Source organism: Azospirillum soli (genome assembly GCF_017876165.1).
GTDB classification, from domain to species: domain Bacteria; phylum Pseudomonadota; class Alphaproteobacteria; order Azospirillales; family Azospirillaceae; genus Azospirillum; species Azospirillum soli.
On record NZ_JAGINQ010000003.1, the window covers coordinates 85131 to 101268 of the forward strand.

The 16138-nt window shown below is 69.6% G+C and carries 19 protein-coding genes; all 19 read right to left on the reverse strand.

What is annotated here, in order from left to right; all coding sequences use genetic code 11:
• Window positions 1-12: 12 nt before the first annotated feature.
• Window positions 13-2082 (reverse strand): hypothetical protein, encoded by a 2070-nt coding sequence (locus tag J2852_RS05840; protein ID WP_209872365.1) that lies wholly within the window; start codon window positions 2080-2082, stop codon window positions 13-15.
• Window positions 2079-3776, reverse strand: a complete 1698-nt coding sequence (locus tag J2852_RS05845) for a lytic transglycosylase domain-containing protein (RefSeq protein ID WP_209872368.1) — start codon at window positions 3774-3776, stop codon at window positions 2079-2081. Before J2852_RS05845 ends, J2852_RS05840 begins: the two co-directional genes overlap by 4 nt.
• Window positions 3777-3780: 4 nt before the next feature.
• Complete coding sequence (locus tag J2852_RS05850; protein ID WP_209872371.1) at window positions 3781-4911, reverse strand: hypothetical protein; 1131 nt, start codon at window positions 4909-4911, stop codon at window positions 3781-3783.
• A gap of 79 nt (window positions 4912-4990) precedes the next feature.
• Window positions 4991-5329, reverse strand: coding sequence for a hypothetical protein (locus tag J2852_RS05855; RefSeq protein WP_209872375.1), 339 nt, complete (start codon window positions 5327-5329; stop codon window positions 4991-4993).
• Window positions 5326-6834 carry a hypothetical protein gene (locus J2852_RS05860; RefSeq protein WP_209872378.1) on the reverse strand — a complete coding sequence of 503 codons (1509 nt, stop codon included), beginning with the start codon at window positions 6832-6834 and terminating at the stop codon, window positions 5326-5328. The genes J2852_RS05855 and J2852_RS05860 overlap by 4 nt, the downstream gene beginning before the upstream one ends.
• A gap of 4 nt (window positions 6835-6838) precedes the next feature.
• The gene (locus J2852_RS05865) at window positions 6839-7609 is read right to left on the reverse strand and encodes a glycine-rich domain-containing protein (RefSeq protein ID WP_209872381.1); all 771 of its coding nucleotides are present in this window, start codon (window positions 7607-7609) and stop codon (window positions 6839-6841) included.
• Entirely contained in the window at window positions 7609-8361 is a 753-nt protein-coding gene (locus tag J2852_RS05870; protein WP_209872384.1) for a hypothetical protein, read from the reverse strand. Before J2852_RS05870 ends, J2852_RS05865 begins: the two co-directional genes overlap by 1 nt.
• A 9-nt stretch (window positions 8362-8370) precedes the next feature.
• Window positions 8371-9147, reverse strand: a complete 777-nt coding sequence (locus J2852_RS05875) for a hypothetical protein (RefSeq protein WP_209872387.1) — start codon at window positions 9145-9147, stop codon at window positions 8371-8373.
• Between the two features lie 8 nt (window positions 9148-9155).
• On the reverse strand, window positions 9156-9386 hold the full coding sequence (locus J2852_RS05880; RefSeq protein WP_209872389.1) for a hypothetical protein: 231 nt from the start codon (window positions 9384-9386) through the stop codon (window positions 9156-9158).
• On the reverse strand, window positions 9380-10003 hold the full coding sequence (locus J2852_RS05885) for a phage adaptor protein (protein WP_209872392.1): 624 nt from the start codon (window positions 10001-10003) through the stop codon (window positions 9380-9382). Before J2852_RS05885 ends, J2852_RS05880 begins: the two co-directional genes overlap by 7 nt.
• A gap of 1 nt (window position 10004) precedes the next feature.
• The gene (locus tag J2852_RS05890) at window positions 10005-10295 is read right to left on the reverse strand and encodes a hypothetical protein (protein ID WP_209872395.1); all 291 of its coding nucleotides are present in this window, start codon (window positions 10293-10295) and stop codon (window positions 10005-10007) included.
• A gap of 2 nt (window positions 10296-10297) precedes the next feature.
• Window positions 10298-10507, reverse strand: a complete 210-nt coding sequence (locus tag J2852_RS05895) for a hypothetical protein (protein ID WP_209872399.1) — start codon at window positions 10505-10507, stop codon at window positions 10298-10300.
• Between the two features lie 53 nt (window positions 10508-10560).
• Window positions 10561-11517: a DUF5309 domain-containing protein gene (locus J2852_RS05900; protein ID WP_209872401.1), complete on the reverse strand. Its 957-nt coding sequence runs from the start codon at window positions 11515-11517 to the stop codon at window positions 10561-10563.
• A 3-nt stretch (window positions 11518-11520) separates the two neighbouring features.
• On the reverse strand, window positions 11521-12477 hold the full coding sequence (locus J2852_RS05905) for a hypothetical protein (protein ID WP_209872404.1): 957 nt from the start codon (window positions 12475-12477) through the stop codon (window positions 11521-11523).
• A gap of 78 nt (window positions 12478-12555) precedes the next feature.
• Window positions 12556-12804, reverse strand: a complete 249-nt coding sequence (locus J2852_RS05910) for a hypothetical protein (protein WP_209872407.1) — start codon at window positions 12802-12804, stop codon at window positions 12556-12558.
• Window positions 12804-13376, reverse strand: coding sequence for a hypothetical protein (locus J2852_RS05915; protein WP_209872409.1), 573 nt, complete (start codon window positions 13374-13376; stop codon window positions 12804-12806). Before J2852_RS05915 ends, J2852_RS05910 begins: the two co-directional genes overlap by 1 nt.
• Window positions 13376-15457, reverse strand: coding sequence for a portal protein (locus J2852_RS05920; protein ID WP_209872411.1), 2082 nt, complete (start codon window positions 15455-15457; stop codon window positions 13376-13378). Before J2852_RS05920 ends, J2852_RS05915 begins: the two co-directional genes overlap by 1 nt.
• A complete protein-coding gene (locus tag J2852_RS05925) occupies window positions 15450-15644 on the reverse strand; it encodes a hypothetical protein (RefSeq protein ID WP_209872414.1) in 195 nt (64 codons plus the stop codon). The genes J2852_RS05920 and J2852_RS05925 overlap by 8 nt, the downstream gene beginning before the upstream one ends.
• On the reverse strand, window positions 15641-16138 hold the full coding sequence (locus tag J2852_RS05930; protein WP_209872417.1) for a hypothetical protein: 498 nt from the start codon (window positions 16136-16138) through the stop codon (window positions 15641-15643). Before J2852_RS05930 ends, J2852_RS05925 begins: the two co-directional genes overlap by 4 nt.

The window sequence follows — 16138 nt, forward strand, 5'->3', positions numbered from 1 at the left end:
GGTCGGTCTCCTTCAGTCGAGCAGCAGGCCGGGCAGCGCCACGCCGACACCGCGCGCGTAAGCGCGGGCGGCGGCGGAGGTCCGGGCTTCGTTGGCTTGGTTGCGGGCGAGCTGGCCGCGCAGGGCATCGACCACGGCGGCGTTACCGGCGGGCGTGGTGTCATAGAGCAGCCCCGCAAGGCTGTTCGCCGTTGAGGGATTCAGGCCGGACGCCCGGCGCGCCGCCGCCTGCACGGCGTTGATGCCGGCGCCCCGGACATCGCCGCGCAGCAGGTTGCCGAGAATGGACGTGTCCACCTGCATGTCCGCGAGGTCGGCCTGCATCGGCGCGGTGCGCGAGCCGGTGCGGATGGCGTTGCGGACCTCGGTCATGTCCTTCTCAGCCTTCACGCGCGCCAGCAGCGCTTCGGCCTCGTCCTTGCCGAGGGCGGCGGCCAGCTTCTCGTTCAGCCCCTCTCCGGAGACGCGCAGCGCGGCGTTCTGCCCCGGCTGCGCAGTGTCGCGATAGAGCCGGTCGCGCAGGGCCTGCGCCACGCCGATGCGGTAGAACTCGCGGTCGCCCTCCGGCAGGCCGCCCACCAGCTTGCGGATGTCCGCGGCGTCCATCGCCACGAAGTCGCGGCCCTTGGTCATGGCGTCGCGGGCCTGCGTCGGCCCCGCCCAGGCGCGGCGCGCGGCGGCGTAGTGGGGATTGGCGCCGTCCAGTTCGGACAGGAAGGCGCGGCGCACCGCGTCGATGGCCCGGCCCTTCTCGTCCAGGGCCAGCCGGCCGGTGGTGCGGTCCCGGTAGCCCTCCAGGATGTTGTCCAGGCCCTTCTTGATGACGTTCAGCGTGCGCATGTTCGGCACGCCGGAGAGGAGAGGATCGCCGGCCTCGTTGAAGCCGGTCACCGCGAGGTCGGTCGGGTTGAACGGCTTGTTCGCCGCCAACGACTCCAGGCGCTGAATGGCGATGCCCTCCTTCAGCCCGCCCCGCACCACCGGGTCGTCGAGGAACCGCTGCAGGCGCTCCGACCACACCGGGGAGACCGACAGGGCCTTGTCGTAGAGCGGGGCGGATTCGGCCGCGCGCCGCTGGATCAGGGCATCGGCCGACGCGAAGAAGTCACCCGGCGCCACGCCCGCGCGCACGTCCTCCGCGAGCCGGCCGACCTGCCCCGCCTGCCGCGTCTCGAACACGTCGCGGGCCTTCTGGCGGGCGGTGCCGGGGACGTTCGCCGCGACCCGCGCCAGCCCCAGCGTGTTCTCCCCGCCGACATCGGCCAGGGTCAACGGCTTTTCGGTGGCGGACAGGCGCGCGGCGACATCGTCCACGGTGGAACCGTCCCGCGCGAGCGCCTGGAGCACCTTGTTGCGCGCCGCCGCGTCGGCATCGCGCAGCCCCAGCGCGGAGCCGACGGCGCCCAGCGTCCGGCCGCCCAGGCTGAGCGCCGCCGGCAGCGCGACGCCCATGACGCCGCCCAAAGCAGCGCCCTCGGCGGCCTTGGTCAGACGGTCGCCCGCCCCACCCTCGGCGTTGCCGAACCCCGACACGGCGCCCATGCCCGCGCCGACCTTTGCCAGATCGGCCACAGCCGCCGCGCCGGTCTTGGCCGCCGGAAGCGCCAGTTCCGTTCCCGCGCGAAAGGCGTTCGCCGCCCCGGCCGGGGCGGCAACCAGCCCACCGAGCGCCTGCGCGCCGAAGGAGGCGACGGGATGCGCCTTCTCCGTGGCCTTCAGGTCGGCCCGTTCAGCGGCCAGCCGGTCGGTGTAGAGCTTGTTGAGGTCGCTCTGCCCGTCCTCCAGCCCGACCGCCTTGAGTGCGTCGGACACCGGCGTCTTGCCGGTCACGACGTCTCCGACCCAGCGGGAGAACGCCCGGCTGCCGGCGTTGACCTCGTCGCCCAGGCCCATGGTCGCCCCCTGGAACACCTGCCCGCCCAGGCCGGCGGAGAGCGTCCGCCCGGTGGGCTTGGCGTCGGTCGCGGTCTTGGGGAAGCCGCCCGCGACGAGTTGCTTGACGGTCCCGGCGATGACCGCCTCGGAGGTGCCGTCGGGGAACTCCAGGACGGTACCGTCGTGGAGCTGGGCGCGCACGGTCATCGGATCAGGTTCCCTTGGGCGTCGAAGCGCAGGACGGTGCCGCCGGACGCCGGGGCGGACCCCTCGCTCTGGGGTTCCTGCTGTTTCGGATGGAAGAAGTCCCGCCAATCCTTGCGGTTGGCGTTCAGGGCGAAGTCCTTGCCCTTCGGGTCGAAGATCGGGTTGGCCTCCAGGTAGCGCCGCCACGCCCGGTCGGCGCCCTGGAGATGGCCGTTGGCGTCGAAGTAGGCGCGCTCGAAGGCGCCGCGATCCAGCGTCAGCTTGGCCGCCGCCAGCCCGGCGTTCGCGATGGCCTCGTTGGCCTCCTTCGGCTTGTCGATGCCCACCGTCGCCCGCTCGAACTGCTTGGCGTCGAAGTCGGAGGTCGCGCCGGAGCCGGGCGCCCGCATCTGCGGCGCGATGCGGGCGGTGATCGCGCGCATCTCCGCCACGTCGCTGTCCAGCGCGCCGGCCACCGCCCCGGCGCCGGGAAGGCTGTAGACGCCGCCGCTGCCCACCTTGCCGTTCAGCTCCTTGAAGCGCTCCATGTCGGCGATGCGCTGCCGGGCCTGCGCCTCCTGGTCTCCCAGTTCCGCCCAGCGCTTCTCCGCCGCCTTGGTGTAGGCCAGCTTCAGGTTCTCCTTGCCCTTCGCCGACAGGCGCGGGTCGGCGAAGGGGTCGGCGTCGGCCAGCGGAACGCCCAGCGACGCGGCCAGGGCCGAACGGTCGGAGGCCGCGTTGCCGGGCTCCTCCCCGAACCCGCCGAGGTATTTCTGGCGCAAGTACTTCTGGCCGTCCGGCGACTGCGGGTCGATCCCGGCCGCGCGCAGGGCCTTGATGATGTCCGGCTCCGTCTCCTTGCTGGCGTTCATCTCCTGGATGCGCAACGCGTCCCGGCGGTACTGCTGATCGGCCGCATCGTTGCGCGTCAGCCGCTCGAACTGCAGCCGGCGCCAATCGCGGTCGGCGGCGTCGTTGCGGTCTTGGCGCGCCAACTGGCGCTGCTGCATGGCGCGCTGCTGGGCACCCGAGGCAACCTGCGTCATGCCTTGCAGGCCGGCGGACAGGCCTTCGCCCCAGTTGCGCCCGCCGAGCAGGCCTGAAGCGAGCGCGAGGAGCGCCTGCCCCTGCGCCACGCCGTCGCCCAGCAAACCGCCCATGATCGGATTGCCCGACTCTGGGGCCGGGGGGATCTGCATCGCCATCTTGGGGGCCTCCATGCTCTGGGTGCTGGTCGTGGTCATGGTCTGCGCGGGCTTGGGGGCGGCCACCTCCACCGGCGGGGCCTGCGATGGATCGAGCAGGCCGAACGTGGCCGCGCGCTGGAGATAGCCCCGCGTCACGCCCGGCAGCGTGGAGGCGTCGCCGGTCGCGCGGAACTTGGCGCTGCCGCCGGGGCCGGCGTTGTAGGCCGCGAGCGTCTTCGCCCAATCGCCCCCGTTGGCCTTCAGCTGCTCGGACAGGTAGGCCGTGCCGGCGAGGATGTTGTTCTCCGGGTCGGACGCGTCGGCGCCCAGGCCGTGGCGCTTGGCGAGCGCGGCATAGGTCGGCGGCATGACCTGCATCAGGCCGTACTCGCCCGAGCCCCCACGCAACGCCGGATCGGCGCCATGGTTCTCCAGGGCCATGACGCCCCGGATCAGCCGGGGATCGACGCCGAACCGGGCCGACGCGGCGTTGATGAAGGGCTCGAACTGGCTGAAGGTCGGGATCATGGCGTCACGCGATCATCGTGCCGATGTTGGCCGTGGAGTCGATGATCGGCGCCGTCACCGTTCCAGCCCCGCCGCCGAGCGAGCCCAGCAGGCCCGTCGCGCCAAATAGCGGGCGCCCCGTCAGCATCGAGTAGGTGCCGCCGATGCCGGCTATCGTGCCGAGCCCAGTCTGCAGGAAGCCAGGACCAGGCGCCGTCGTGGTCGAGGTGCCGCCCATGCTCATGCCGGGGTTCAGGAAGGCGTTGCGCTGCTGGAGCTGCTGCAGCGCGTAGTCGCGCTGCCGCTGGAAATCCTGGTAGGCCAGATCGAGGTTCGCCTGATTCATCGCCTGTTGCTGCCCGCCGATGCCGGACAGCGCGGCAGCGTTCGTCAGCGCGCGGCTGTTCACCGCCTGCGCGCTTTCCCGCAGCCGGTCCGACGCCCCGAGACGAAGCTGCATCCCCTGCAGTCCGGCCGACTGGTTGGCGAGGTCCGCCTGCTGGCGGAGGCTGGCGTTCTGGCTGGCCGTGTTCCAGTCCATCTGCTGATTCATGCCGGCGGCCTGGAGAGCGCGGTTCTGGTCGAGCCCGATGGCGCTCTGCGCCTGCGCGAAGTTCTGATTGTTGAGCTGCGCCGTGCTGCGCGCCACCGTGTCCATGAAGTTGCGGTTATTCTCCGCGTTCAGGATGGCTTGGCGGCTGCCCCCGAAAGCGCCGGCCGCCGCGGCGCGGGCGTTGGTCTGGTTCTGCAGAATGTCGTTCTGCCGGCCCAGTTCCGCGTTCGTCGTGTCGATCACGGCGCCGGTGTACGGGCTCATGTAGGCGGACAGGTTGGCGTCGGTGAACTTGCCGGCGGTCACGTCGCGGATGTCGCCCCGGCCGATCTGCGCCGCCGTGATCTGCTGCGGGTTGTAGGCGGCCACGTTCTCCGCCGCGCCATGGCCCATGCCGAGTTGCGGGCCGGTCACCTGCCGGCGCAGCATGTCGCGCGCCGCGACCTGATCGGGTGTCCAGTCGGCGATGCGCGGGCCGGTGTAGGGCTGGTAGGCCTGATCGGTGACCGTGTTGGCGGTGTTCAGGTTCGCCGTGTGCTGGTTCTGGATGTAAGCCGGGACTGACTGCTGCTGCACAGTCTGCTGTTCTTCGCCGCCACCCATGGCACTCTCCGTCTACGGGACAAGGCCGGCGTCATCCGACGCGAGCCAAGTAATTGTTACCACAACCGCCGTTCGACCGCTATAGAACGCGCCAGCCGAAGGTGCGGGCCTCGTAGCCCCGGCCCTTCATGACGCGCCGCCAGCCGGGCCGGCCGAATCCTTCGATCCTCTGGCAGCCCATTTGCTTGCCCCAGGCAGCGGCGACCTCTTCCATTTCCAGCACCTCGGCCATGTCGCCCGCAGCGGCGAACACGCGGACGGCCTTCAGGCGCGGATACTGGACCACCTCCGTCACCATGACCGACCGCTGGCCGCGCCAGAGCTGCATCCGCCCGGCCTCGATGGCTTCCCACACGTCGTCAACGGTGTGGGTGCCGCCGCCGTGCTCCAGGGCCTTGGCGAGCAGATCGTCGATCATCGCCGCGCCCCCGTGGCCTGCATCTCGACGCGCATGTCGCCCAGCCGCCAGAAGGACGGCGCTGAGTTGCTTTCCAGCCGGAACGCGATCTGCCGGCCGGTCACGCGGCAATCAACCTTCTGCGTGGTCGAGGCGATGGTGTAGGGGCCGCTCGTCGTCTCCGAGCCCTGCGGCCACGGGCGCGACACCAGCGACACGTCCACGCCGCCGACGAGCCCCTTGAAGTCGGGCACGATGCGCTTGACGTGCATCAGCGTGTCGCCGTCGCCGATGTCCACGAACCCGCTCTCCAGACTGGCGGCTATGGCCCCGCCGTTGGCCGACTGGCCGCGCTCGTGGAAGTACACTGAGCCGTCGAGGTCGATGGCAATTGGTGACGGCAACGCGCCAGCGTCTGCCCAGGCCGTGCGCATCCAGGTGCCGATGCTCCATAGCCCCTCCGCGTAGTTGTAGGCGACGTAGCGGCTCACCTCGTTGCCGTCGCGGCGGTCCGGGTAAAACCACCAGACCTCATTGGCGACGGAGTTCACGCCCGCATAGACCTTGTCGGCCTGCACGAACGACAGGTTGTCGAACACATGGCGCCGCACCGGGCACGGCAGCACCTGAGGGGCGCCGCCCTGGTAGACGTAGAACTGCCCGCTGTTGCTCATCCAGAAGGCCGCGCCGTCCTTCATGGCGACGGCGTTCGGCCCGATCAGCCCGCACTTGCTGCCCAGCGCCTGGAAGGTGAAGACGAACGACGGGTCGAAGCGCATGCTGTGCAGGCCGTCGTCGGTGAAGATCAGGTTTTCCCCGCGCCCGACCAGCCCGCGCACGATGCGCCCGCCGCCGGCCAGCGGCTGTTCACCCGCCTGATTGGTGGCGCTGCTGGTCCAGACGGTGTTGTTCTCCTGATCGGACCACCGGACCAGCATCGGATTGAACGTGCCGGTGCCCTCCTCCGTCGTCCCGCACAGCACCAGATGACGCTGCGGCGTGACGAACAGGCAGGTGGCCTGCGTCGGGGCGTTTGTCACCAGCGCGGCCGGGGTGCCGGTGTTGCCGGTCCACTGGTAGACGCCGCCGCCCCTCGGGTTGCCGACGAGGTATTCTCCCCAGTTGTCGAGGCTCCAGGTGCGCGGGAAGTATTCGACGCTCGATGCCGTGCCATAGGTTCCGGTGTTCCACGTGCCGGTGCCGTAGCCCTGCCCGCCGGTGCCGTCCACGTTGCCCGCCGCGAGCGCCGGCGGGGTGATGTCGTACAGCCCGCCGCCGACGTAGACGTGCAGCTTGGAATGGGTGCCGATCCCGACGTGTGGCGCGCCACTGTTGTCGGACCAGACGTGCAGTCCCCGGCAGACGCCCGTAACCTTGGACGTGATGGCCGCTTCCCAGCCGCCCACCACCTCGGGACGCCCGTCGCGGAAACGCACCTTGTCGGCCGCCGTGTAGCGCCCTTCGGCTGCGGTCGGCGTCTCGTCGGTCACGATGCCGGGAGCGATGGTCAGGCTGGTCAGGGGCATTGGATCACCTCCGCACTCGGACGACCGTCAGGATGATGGCCCCGTTTGCCCCGGCGCCGCCGACTGCGGTCGTTTGCCCGGCGCCGCCACCGCCCGCCCCATACCCGGAGCCGCCTGCATCGGCGGGCAGGGACCCTGTCGAGTTCGCGCCGCGCCCGCCTTGGCTGAGATACGGGGTGGTGATGAGCCCGCCCGCGCCCCCCGTCGATCCGCTGGAATCACCGCCCGCCGTACCGGCCCCGCTCGGGGTGCCACAAGTGCCGCCACCAGAGCCGGCGTTGGAGCCGGTTGTTGACCCTTTGGCACCACCATCGCCCCCGAGAGTGTGGATGTCGCCGCCCGTGCCCAGCGAGCCGCAAGGCGCGGTGATCGACCACGCCCCGAGGGTTAGCGATGTGGTGCCGCCAAGGTTGCTTATTCCGCCAGGCGCCCCGCCGCTGTAGATCGGGGCGCCGCCTTGGCCGATGGTCGCTGAGAATGCCGTCCCCGGCAGCAGCAGCACCGTTCCCGTTTTGCGCGCGAATGATCCGCCCTTGCCGCCCGCACCGCCTTGTGCGCCGGTGAAGTCGTCTCGCCCCCACCCACTTTCGCCGCCGCCGATCAAATCGGCCTGCGTGACCGCAACGACATCAGACGGCAGCGAGTTGGTTGAGGCCGTGATGACGATGGTGTCGGTGTAGAGGGTGATCGGGCCGCCACCGGCCTGTTTTGTCGCCGCCGCGAGCCCCAGCAAATGCGGGGCGCGCGGCAGGCCGGTTAGGAAATCGCGCGGCATCAGCGCAGCCCGGCTTCGGCCATCACGTCGATGCGCGCCGGCAGCGCGGAGGCGGCGGCGACAAGCGCGACGATCAGAGCGTTGGTGGAGCCGAGTTCCCAGCCGGTGTCCGGCAGGCTGGCGGAGGCCGGGTCCTGCGTTCCGCCCATCAGCGCGACGGCGGGTGTGGCGTCGGCGTTGCCGGCGTTCGCGGCGATAGCGCGGCGGGTGCGCTGCGCCACGCGGAACAGGCGGGCACTGGAGGGCAAGGCGGCGTCGGCGGTGAACGGCGTACCGTTGACGGTCAGGGTCGTGGCGGCCACGGCGGTGATGACGGCGAGCGCCCCGGTGTTGGCCTGCGTGGCGCTGCCGACGTTCGGAGCCGCAGTCGGGCCGAACAGCATCAGCGCGTCACCGACACGCCAGCCGTCCGTGATGAACGATCCGTTCACGCGGGTGACGCTGCCCGTAGTCAAGGCGAGCGTGCCCGTGTTGGTCGTGTCCTGCGTGGTCAGGCATTCCCCGATGTAGATCAGCAGGCTCTTGGCGCTGCCGTCCGTGCTGGAGATGGAACCGCCGATCACGCGGCAACCGCCCTGCCGGATGCGCTGCCGCACCGCGCTTTCGCCGGGGAGCGCCGTTTCGCCCGTGATGGCGGAGGCCACGCCCGGCGCTTGACAGTCCACCACAATCTTGGCGTTCGTGGAGTTCGTGACCGTCAGGCCGGCGGTGAACTGGCGGTATTCGAGGGGAACGTTCGCGTCGATAGCCATGGTGAATCCTCAGAGCTTGGAGCCGGCGAAGGAGAGGGAGGCACGGCGCGCGGCGCGGTCGAGAGCGGACCGAATGCCAGAATGCGCGACCTTGGCGCGGAAATCGTCGTCTTCGACGTTCGCCAAGTCGGCGTCCGCAGCGTCGCCCCAAGATGCCGTCGTGCCGTCCGTCGTCAGGTACTTGCCCGCGTTTCCCGCCTGTCCGGGCAGGCTTCCAGCGAGCGCGGCGAACGCCTGCGTGTCCACATACTGCTTGGTCGCGGCGTGCCCGTTGGCGGTCGGCGTGGCGACGGACACCACGCCCGAGAACGAGCCTGTTCCGGCGTTGGTGAGGTTCTGGCCGTTCATGTCCACGGCGGAGGTTGGCACTGGCACCTGATCGAGCCGGGGCGTCCCTCGATACACGTCCACGCCGTCGCAATAGACGACCTGTGGACCGGGGCGCAGCGCGTAGCCGCTGCCGCCGCTGGTCTTGATGGTGAGCGTGAATCCGGCGCGCGTGGTGTCGTCCACGACGAGATACACCTTCTCGACGCTCGGGATCGTGACCGTGCTGTTCGCCGTCAGCGTGCCGGTGAGCACCAACACGGCGTTGCGCGCCTGATCGCTGGCGTAGTTGGTCGAGGTCAGGACCGTCACGACGCCGCCGATCGTGATCGGCTCGACGCCGCCTACCGCCTCGTCCAGCAGGTCGAGCGCCGTGTTCAGCCGGTCGCCCCAGGTGTTCAAGTTTTCGCCGGTGCCCTGCTTCTCAAGGCGCAGGCGAGTCGTTGCGCTGCTGGTCATGCGTCACCTCACGAAACGACAGCGCGGTCAGTGCAGCGCCGCCAGTCGGCCCCGTCGTTGAAGGCCAGCACCGCGCCGCCCGCCTCGTCTTTCACGAGGATCACGCGCGTCTGGCCGCCGGCCTTGGGGAGCCTGGTCTTGCTGTGCTCCGGGATGCCACGCAGCAGGGCCAACTCGTCGTTGACGCTGCGCACCAGCGCGTGCGCCCAAGCGGGGGCGTTGGCGTCCACCGTCACCATTGCGTCTTGACCTGGATCGCGAGCGGGCCGGACGGCCACCGGGCGCGCTGGTCGGCCGTCTGCACCCGGCCTAAGGCGGCGTCGTAGAGTTGCCCCCAGACGGTGATGCGCTCGTCCTCCCGCAGGAAGGGCGAGGCCTCCAGCAGCGTGGCGTAGAGATAGAGGTCGGGGCACTCATCAAGTGCCCAATTCGTCGTGGCAGTGTCGGACAGCGCCGGGACCTTGGCGAGATAGGTCATCTCCACCGTATAGGCGGCGTCCGGCGTCGGGCCGAACTTGATGGTGCCGCCGATGATGGCGAAGTTGGCCGGCCGGCCGGTCGCCGCGCCGCCGTAGGTCGCGGACAGATCGGCGGGCGTCTTGAAGCCCAGCACGGCGTGCGGCGTCGTCTGGAGCACCACCCCGCGCGCATCCAGGTAATCGGCCGGCAGCGCAACGGTCGCGGTGCCGGCAATGGTCGTGAGGGTGGCCTGCGTCTCCATCTGCCGGGTGCGCAGGTCGCGGTTCAACCGTTTCTCCGCGAGGGCGATGAAGGTCGGGATTTGCGCCGTCAGGTCGGAGCGGTTCAGCCAGTCGGCGGCGGCGGCCTGGAGCCCGGCATAGTCGGTGATCGCCACATCACACCTGCCCCGGCGCCGTGCGCAGGTACAGATATTCGCTGCTGTTGAGCTTGCGCTGGATGGCCGGCCAGTGGTCCGGGTCGAAGAGGTTGATGCCCTCCTCGTTCAGCCACTTCTCGATCAGCACGTTGGGGATCGAGGCGACGCGGCGCAGCTCGCGCGACGGGCTGTAGCCGTCGCCGTCGTTCTGGAGGGCCTTGTTGCGGTCGAGGATCGGCGTGCAGTCCTGCGACCGCTCGAAGATCAGCAGGCCGTCCGGATCGTGATGCACCCGCGTCGCCACGCCCATGGTTACGCCTCCTCGTCGGCGGCCGGGACGCCCAGCGGCGTGTCCGCCGCGACCTTCTCGGCGAACTTGCCCTTGATCAGGATGGCCGCCACGTCGGCGGGCACCTCCACGACTTCGCCCTTCTCCAGCGGACGGGTGTCCGTCCAGGGCTTGCGGTCGGAGGTGCAGCGGATGCGCACCGGGGCGGCGGGCTTGGCGGTCTGGTCGGTCATGCTTCTCTTCCCTCACAAGCAGGAAGGGCGCCCCCGCAGGAGCGCCCCGGTCATCACGACAGGTCGGCGACGTGGCCGTGGGCCAGCTCGTTGCGGACCTTCAGCGTGTACTCCACCGCAACCATGCGCTTCTCGCTGTGGCCGGTCTTGGCGAGCGGCTTCTGGTTCATCTTCTGGAGGAAATCGACCGACACCATCTTGGGGTCGACGATCACCACGTCGCGCGGCCGGATGTGGCGCGACGGGACCAACTGGACCTGACCGAAATCCGACACGTAGACATCCACGGCGGCCACCAGCTTCTTGTCCTCCGCCTCCTTGTAGCGGGTCGCGTTGCCGGTGAAGGTCGAGGCGGTCTGCTTCTGCGTGGCGCCCATGAAGGCCAGCTTGGCGTTGCCGCCGTTGGTCCAGATCGACTGCAGCACGGCCTTGAACAGCGCCTCGGTGAAGGTGCGCTGGGTGCCGTCCGTCGGCGCGGCGTTCGGATAGCCGGTGGAGGTGCCCGACAGCGTCGGCGCCGCCCCGCCGGTGCCCCGGCTGGCGTTGGTACGCAGGAAGCTGATCAGCGAGGCCGAACGGCGCGGCGTGCTGTCGGAGCCCGGCGACGCCGCCTTGTTGGAGAGCATCTGCTTCTCCATGTCGCGCTTCAGCGCCTGCCCCTTGAGGATGACCTGCTGGGCGATGGTGTGGATGTCGCCCACGCCCTCCGACGCCTCCGTGGACGAGGAGACCTGTGCCACCTTGTCGGACAGCTGCGTGTAGTTGGCGAGGCGCACGCCGTTGTTGGCGGCGTCGGTGTCCGGGTCGGCGCCGTCCACGACCTCGTTGGAGTCGCTGGCGGCGTCGAGTTCGACCTGAGTCCACTCGTGATAAATCTGCTTGGCCGTGCCCTTGCCGACGGCCGAATAGAACGGCGTCTCGGTCGGGGAGACCTTGTCGACGGTGTCGGAGATGTCCTCCTTCAGCGTCTTGACGTTGTGGGCCTGCGAAGTGTTGGTCGGAACGGCCATGGCTTAGGACTCCAGAACGAGGAGAGCGGCGGCGTCCTCGATGGCGCCGGTTTGGGTGAGACGGTTCTTGAGGCGTTGCGCCTCGGTCGCCTTGGCGTTGCGGGCCGGCGCCGGGCCGGGCGGCATCACCTTCTGGACCGGCGGGGCCTTGGCCTCGATCTCCGGACGCTTGGCCTGGAGTTCGTCGTACAGCATGGCCTTGCGCAGGACCGACACGGCGCGGCTGTCGGCGACGGAGCCCAATTCCTCGTCGGAGAAGCCGAGCTTGCGGCCGTAGCCGATGATCCGGCCGCGCTCCGCCTTGGCGACGGCGGGGTCCTTCCATTCCGGGATGCGCTGGACCAGCGCGTCACGCTCGCGCGCGAGGTGCTGTTCGGCCGCCGCGCGCTGCTCCGCGAACGCCTGCTGGTGAAGCTGTTCCTGGTGACCCATCAGCGCCTGGAGGCGCTGCACGCCGGCCTCGTGCGCGGCGCGCTGCTGCGTGTAGGCGACGGGGTCGGAGAAGGCCAAAGCCAGATCGGGGGCCGGAGGAACCTGCTGGGCGAGCACCTGCTGCGCCAGCTGGAACGCCTGCATCTCCTGCGCGCGCTGCTCGCGGATCGCGGCAAGCTGCTGGTCGGCCTGCTGGTGCAGGAGGTAGGCGCGGGCGACCTCCTCCACCGGAACATCGGCCTCGGTGCCGTCGGGCTTCTTCACGCGGACGGTGGCGGCGGGAGGCTTTTGCTCCTCGACGGGCTTGGCCGCGCCGTCATCCTCGTTCAAGGCCCCGGTGGTCTCGCCGTCGGCGTCGCCACCCTCCGCGTCCCCGGCGGGGGCGTCGTCCTTCCTCTCCGGGGGTTCGGTGGCGGCGGTCGTCTGGCCTTCCGGCTCAGTACCGGTTTCAGCGCCGGCCGGTTCGACCAGCAGCGAGCCGGCGAGGCTCGCGATGTCGTCGGCAACGCCGCTCTGGTCGGGTTCCATGGAAAGCTCCATCAAAGGGCAAGGGGCGTCTCACGACGGCCTTACTGTTGTCGATATAGCAACAATACCGCGAAAACGTCAAGTGGCGCGCGATTTTTGCGCAACAACCATCTTCCCGCCGGTGATCACGCGGCGCAACTCGGCCTTGAACTCTTCCAGCAGGCGAAGCTTGGTGTAGGCCGCCTCGCGCCGCTCCTTCTCCTCGGGCTTGCTGGTGCGGAACTCGCCCAGCGCCCGTTCCTCGATGGCCTGGAAGGCGTCCGCAAGCAGATCGTCCTCCAGCAGCTTCGCGGCCCGCTCACCCCGACTGATCGGATCGTACGCCATCAGCCGAAATCCGATCCGCCGCCGATCCCGGCATCGCCGATTCCCGCGTCGCCATGCGTTCCGCCGAACCCGCCGCTGCCGCCGTCACCGCCGCCGAAGACGCCATCAAGCAGCCCGTTCAGACCGAACAGGCCGTTGATGTTCGACGCCAAACCCAAGGACGGGCTGTTGTTGGCGATGCCCAGGCCGATGCCCACCAACCCCAGCGGCCCGCCGAACGTGGAAGCAAGGCCGCCGAGCGTGGCGTTCGCGAAGCCGCCGAAGCTGCTCGCGGTCGGGTCCGCCAAGCCAAGTCCGGCCCCGCCGCTGCCGTTGTCGATGTAACCCCGATACGCCTGCCGCAGAACGTTGTACAGGTCGGCCAGGGGATCGGCCGCCGGTGCCGCAGCCCGCTGCGGAGCGATGGCGCCAAGGCCATTGTTGGCGAAGAACTGGTGTTCCCCGCCGAACCCATAGCGGTACGGATCGCCCGTGAAGGGCTGGTAGGTCCGCGCCGGCGTCCCGTCGGCCTGTGTGGACGAGTCCCCACTGCGCGGAACGGCGTAATCAATCGTCTGGTCAAGCAGTCCCATCAGCCCATCTCCCCACCCATCTCCACCCGGTCCATCATTCCCGGCTTGCCCTCACCCACGGCGGCGGCCCGCTGGACAAGCGCCGCCTCCGCGACCATTTGGCGCTCACGCAACTCCAGCTCGGCGCGCATCTGGTCCATCTTCCGCTGGTGCTCCAGCAGCATCGCCTCGCGCTTCAGGGCGTTTTCCGCCTCCAGGCGCATGCGCTGCAGTTCCAAGTCCGCCTGTGCCTTTTGCTGCTCGATCTGGAGCCGGGCCTGCGCCTCCAGAAGCTTCGGATCGGGCGCCGGCGGTTGCGGCGGCTGCTCGGGCTGCTGGGCGGGATCGAGGAAGAAGCGGCCGGCGTCCTTGAAGCCGGCAATCTCCAGGATCGCGGCCAGGGTGGCGCGGTACTGCGCGACCGTCACCAGAGGGTTGTTCGGCCCGTACTTCGCGATGATGCCTTCCTGCGTGGCCTTGATCTGCATGAGGGCCTGCAGCCGCTCCGCGTCCGAGCCCCGGCCAAGCCCGACGCTCACCGTCACGTCCATTTCGGCGTTCCAGGCGCGCGGATCGACCGCCACCCACTTGCCGCGCAGGCGGATGACCCGCTCGCGGTCCTGGTGCCGGCAGATCAGCCGCAGCACGCCCCGGAACAGCTTCTTCAGGCCGGTCTCGGCGAAGACGCGGGCCAGCATCTCGGTCTTGCCCTGCGACGCGCTGATCGTGGCGGCCACGGCGGCGCGCGTGGTGGACTGGAGAGAATCCGGGTCCAGTCCCATCGACGCGCGCGACAGGCCGGTGCGGTCCTCCTTGACGCTGTTCAGGTACTCCAGGACCGGCAGGGACTGTCCGGCGACGAACGGCACGCCGACGGCCTGATAGGCGCCCGGCTGCCGCGTGCGGATCACGGCGCCCAACTCGTTGTTCAGCACGTCGTCCATGTTCACGTCGTCCTCGACGACGGCGACGCGCGGGTTGTTGGACAGCACGAGATTGTCCAGCGTCTGGCGCATGATGACGGAGTTGATGCGCTGCAGGTCCATCGTCAGGTCGGCGATGGACAGGCCGAAGAAGGCGTGCGACAGCGGCACCGGGCACCAGTCGGCGAACGGCACATGGTCGGCCGGCTCGTCCTTCAGCAGCGTGTGCGAAGGGCCGGCGGTGCAGACCATGCGCAACTCGGCGATGCCGTCGCCGTCGCGGTCCACCCGCAGGTACGCCTCGGTGTAGGTCACCTTGCGCTGGGACGGGTCGGCGGACGCCTCCCCGGCGTCCTCGCTGTTCGGACGGCGCACCTGCGCCTCTTCGCTGCCCGACAGGCCGGCGTCCGAGCCGGTGCCGCCCAGCCCCTCCAGTTCGTCCGGATCGTAGCCCATCGCGACAAGGTCGCTGATCGTCACCTCGCGCCGGTGCCCGACGAGCGTTGCGCCCTCCAAATCGCGGGCGGCACGGTCAATGATGAACTCTTCCGGCGGCATGGCCGCGATGACCACGCGCCCCTTCTTCGTTCGGCGCGTCACCTCGACATCGTGCAACTGGGGCGCCGCGCCGTCCTGACCCGGCTGTGCCCCCGGCGCTGGATAGACCTCGTGCTTGACGACCTCGGCGCCGGCCTCCGACGCGACGAGGAAATAGGCCTCGTCGTCCAGGCCGGTGTACTGGGAGGTGGAGGCCTCCTCCTTCTCCTCCCACCAGAACTTGACGACGCCGGTCTTCGCCAGCAGGCCGTCCTTCAGCCAGGTCAAAAGGATCGAGAAGCCGGGGTTGTCGGTGTGGAAAATCCAGTTCACGTAGTCGGTGGCCTGCTCGGCGGCCTCGACATCCTCCGACCCGTGCGGGGCGAACTCCACCACCCGCTCCGACGAGCAGAAGATGCGCAGCAGGCTCGGCAGCATGGATTCGATGGTGTCGCGCACCGTGGTCACGACGACCTTCGAGCGCCCGTCCACCTCGTCGCCGAAGGGCTTGCCCAGGTAGTACTCCAGCGCCTGCGCACGCTCTGTCGCCAAGGTGGAATCCACGAACTCCACCGCGTCGCCGAGCGCGGCGGAGACGACGCCCTGGAACTCGTCGTCGGCCATCGGCTTGCGATCAGCCATCGCCGTTCTCCACAGGGGAATCCCCGGCCGGCGAAGGCGGCGGGCACAACATGGCGGCCTCATCAGGCGTCTCGGCGCATTGATAGAAGGCGCCGTCGCAGACCACGGCAAGGGCGGTAGAGGGAATCGGCTCGGCGGGGTGCTGAATGCCGCCTACAGTGACCACTGGGATTTCGATCACGGTCACACCCCCCTGATGTGTTCGACCAGCACGCTTTCCAGCGTGATGACGTTGCTGCCGGTGCCCGCCGTGCCATGCTGTCCCGTGACGGTGAGTGTCTGGTCCTGCGAGAAATCGACGGCGGTGATGGTGTGGCCTGCGGCGCCATTTGGTGCGCCGAGTCCAGAGAAGCTGACAGACGGTTCGGCGAGCTGCACCGACACACTGTTGCGGTTGGCGACCACCCAGGAAAGACGCGCGCCAAACAGTGTCCCCGCTGATGCGCTGTAGGTCGCAACCTGCACCCCGCCGATACGCCAGCGGAGCGTCTTGACCACCGTGTTGCCGGGCACCGACGCCGCGAGCGACACGCGCAAGGAGTCGTTCGGCCCTATCGTCCCGGCGGGGATCAGCAGGTTGAACAGCGTAGTTTCATCGGTGTCCGCGTCAGTCTTGCCGGCCGGGGCGTGCTGCTGGCCGAGCGCGCGGACAGCGCCGGGGGTTGAAGTGGCGCGCAGCAT

Excerpts from the sequence above, each read along its gene's own strand:
- J2852_RS05840 (WP_209872365.1), bottom strand. The coding sequence starts at position 2,082 with ATGACCGTGCGCGCCCAGCTCCACGACGGTACCGTCCTGGAGTTCCCC.
- J2852_RS05845 (WP_209872368.1), bottom strand. The coding sequence starts at position 3,776 with ATGATCCCGACCTTCAGCCAGTTCGAGCCCTTCATCAACGCCGCGTCG.
- J2852_RS05850 (WP_209872371.1), bottom strand. The coding sequence starts at position 4,911 with ATGGGTGGCGGCGAAGAACAGCAGACTGTGCAGCAGCAGTCAGTCCCG.
- J2852_RS05855 (WP_209872375.1), bottom strand. The coding sequence starts at position 5,329 with ATGATCGACGATCTGCTCGCCAAGGCCCTGGAGCACGGCGGCGGCACC.
- J2852_RS05860 (WP_209872378.1), bottom strand. The coding sequence starts at position 6,834 with ATGCCCCTGACCAGCCTGACCATCGCTCCCGGCATCGTGACCGACGAG.
- J2852_RS05865 (WP_209872381.1), bottom strand. The coding sequence starts at position 7,609 with ATGCCGCGCGATTTCCTAACCGGCCTGCCGCGCGCCCCGCATTTGCTG.
- J2852_RS05870 (WP_209872384.1), bottom strand. The coding sequence starts at position 8,361 with ATGGCTATCGACGCGAACGTTCCCCTCGAATACCGCCAGTTCACCGCC.
- J2852_RS05875 (WP_209872387.1), bottom strand. The coding sequence starts at position 9,147 with ATGACCAGCAGCGCAACGACTCGCCTGCGCCTTGAGAAGCAGGGCACC.
- J2852_RS05880 (WP_209872389.1), bottom strand. The coding sequence starts at position 9,386 with ATGGTGACGGTGGACGCCAACGCCCCCGCTTGGGCGCACGCGCTGGTG.
- J2852_RS05890 (WP_209872395.1), bottom strand. The coding sequence starts at position 10,295 with ATGGGCGTGGCGACGCGGGTGCATCACGATCCGGACGGCCTGCTGATC.
- J2852_RS05895 (WP_209872399.1), bottom strand. The coding sequence starts at position 10,507 with ATGACCGACCAGACCGCCAAGCCCGCCGCCCCGGTGCGCATCCGCTGC.
- J2852_RS05900 (WP_209872401.1), bottom strand. The coding sequence starts at position 11,517 with ATGGCCGTTCCGACCAACACTTCGCAGGCCCACAACGTCAAGACGCTG.
- J2852_RS05905 (WP_209872404.1), bottom strand. The coding sequence starts at position 12,477 with ATGGAACCCGACCAGAGCGGCGTTGCCGACGACATCGCGAGCCTCGCC.
- J2852_RS05910 (WP_209872407.1), bottom strand. The coding sequence starts at position 12,804 with ATGGCGTACGATCCGATCAGTCGGGGTGAGCGGGCCGCGAAGCTGCTG.
- J2852_RS05915 (WP_209872409.1), bottom strand. The coding sequence starts at position 13,376 with ATGGGACTGCTTGACCAGACGATTGATTACGCCGTTCCGCGCAGTGGG.
- J2852_RS05920 (WP_209872411.1), bottom strand. The coding sequence starts at position 15,457 with ATGGCTGATCGCAAGCCGATGGCCGACGACGAGTTCCAGGGCGTCGTC.
- J2852_RS05930 (WP_209872417.1), bottom strand. The coding sequence starts at position 16,138 with ATGCTGCGCGCCACTTCAACCCCCGGCGCTGTCCGCGCGCTCGGCCAG.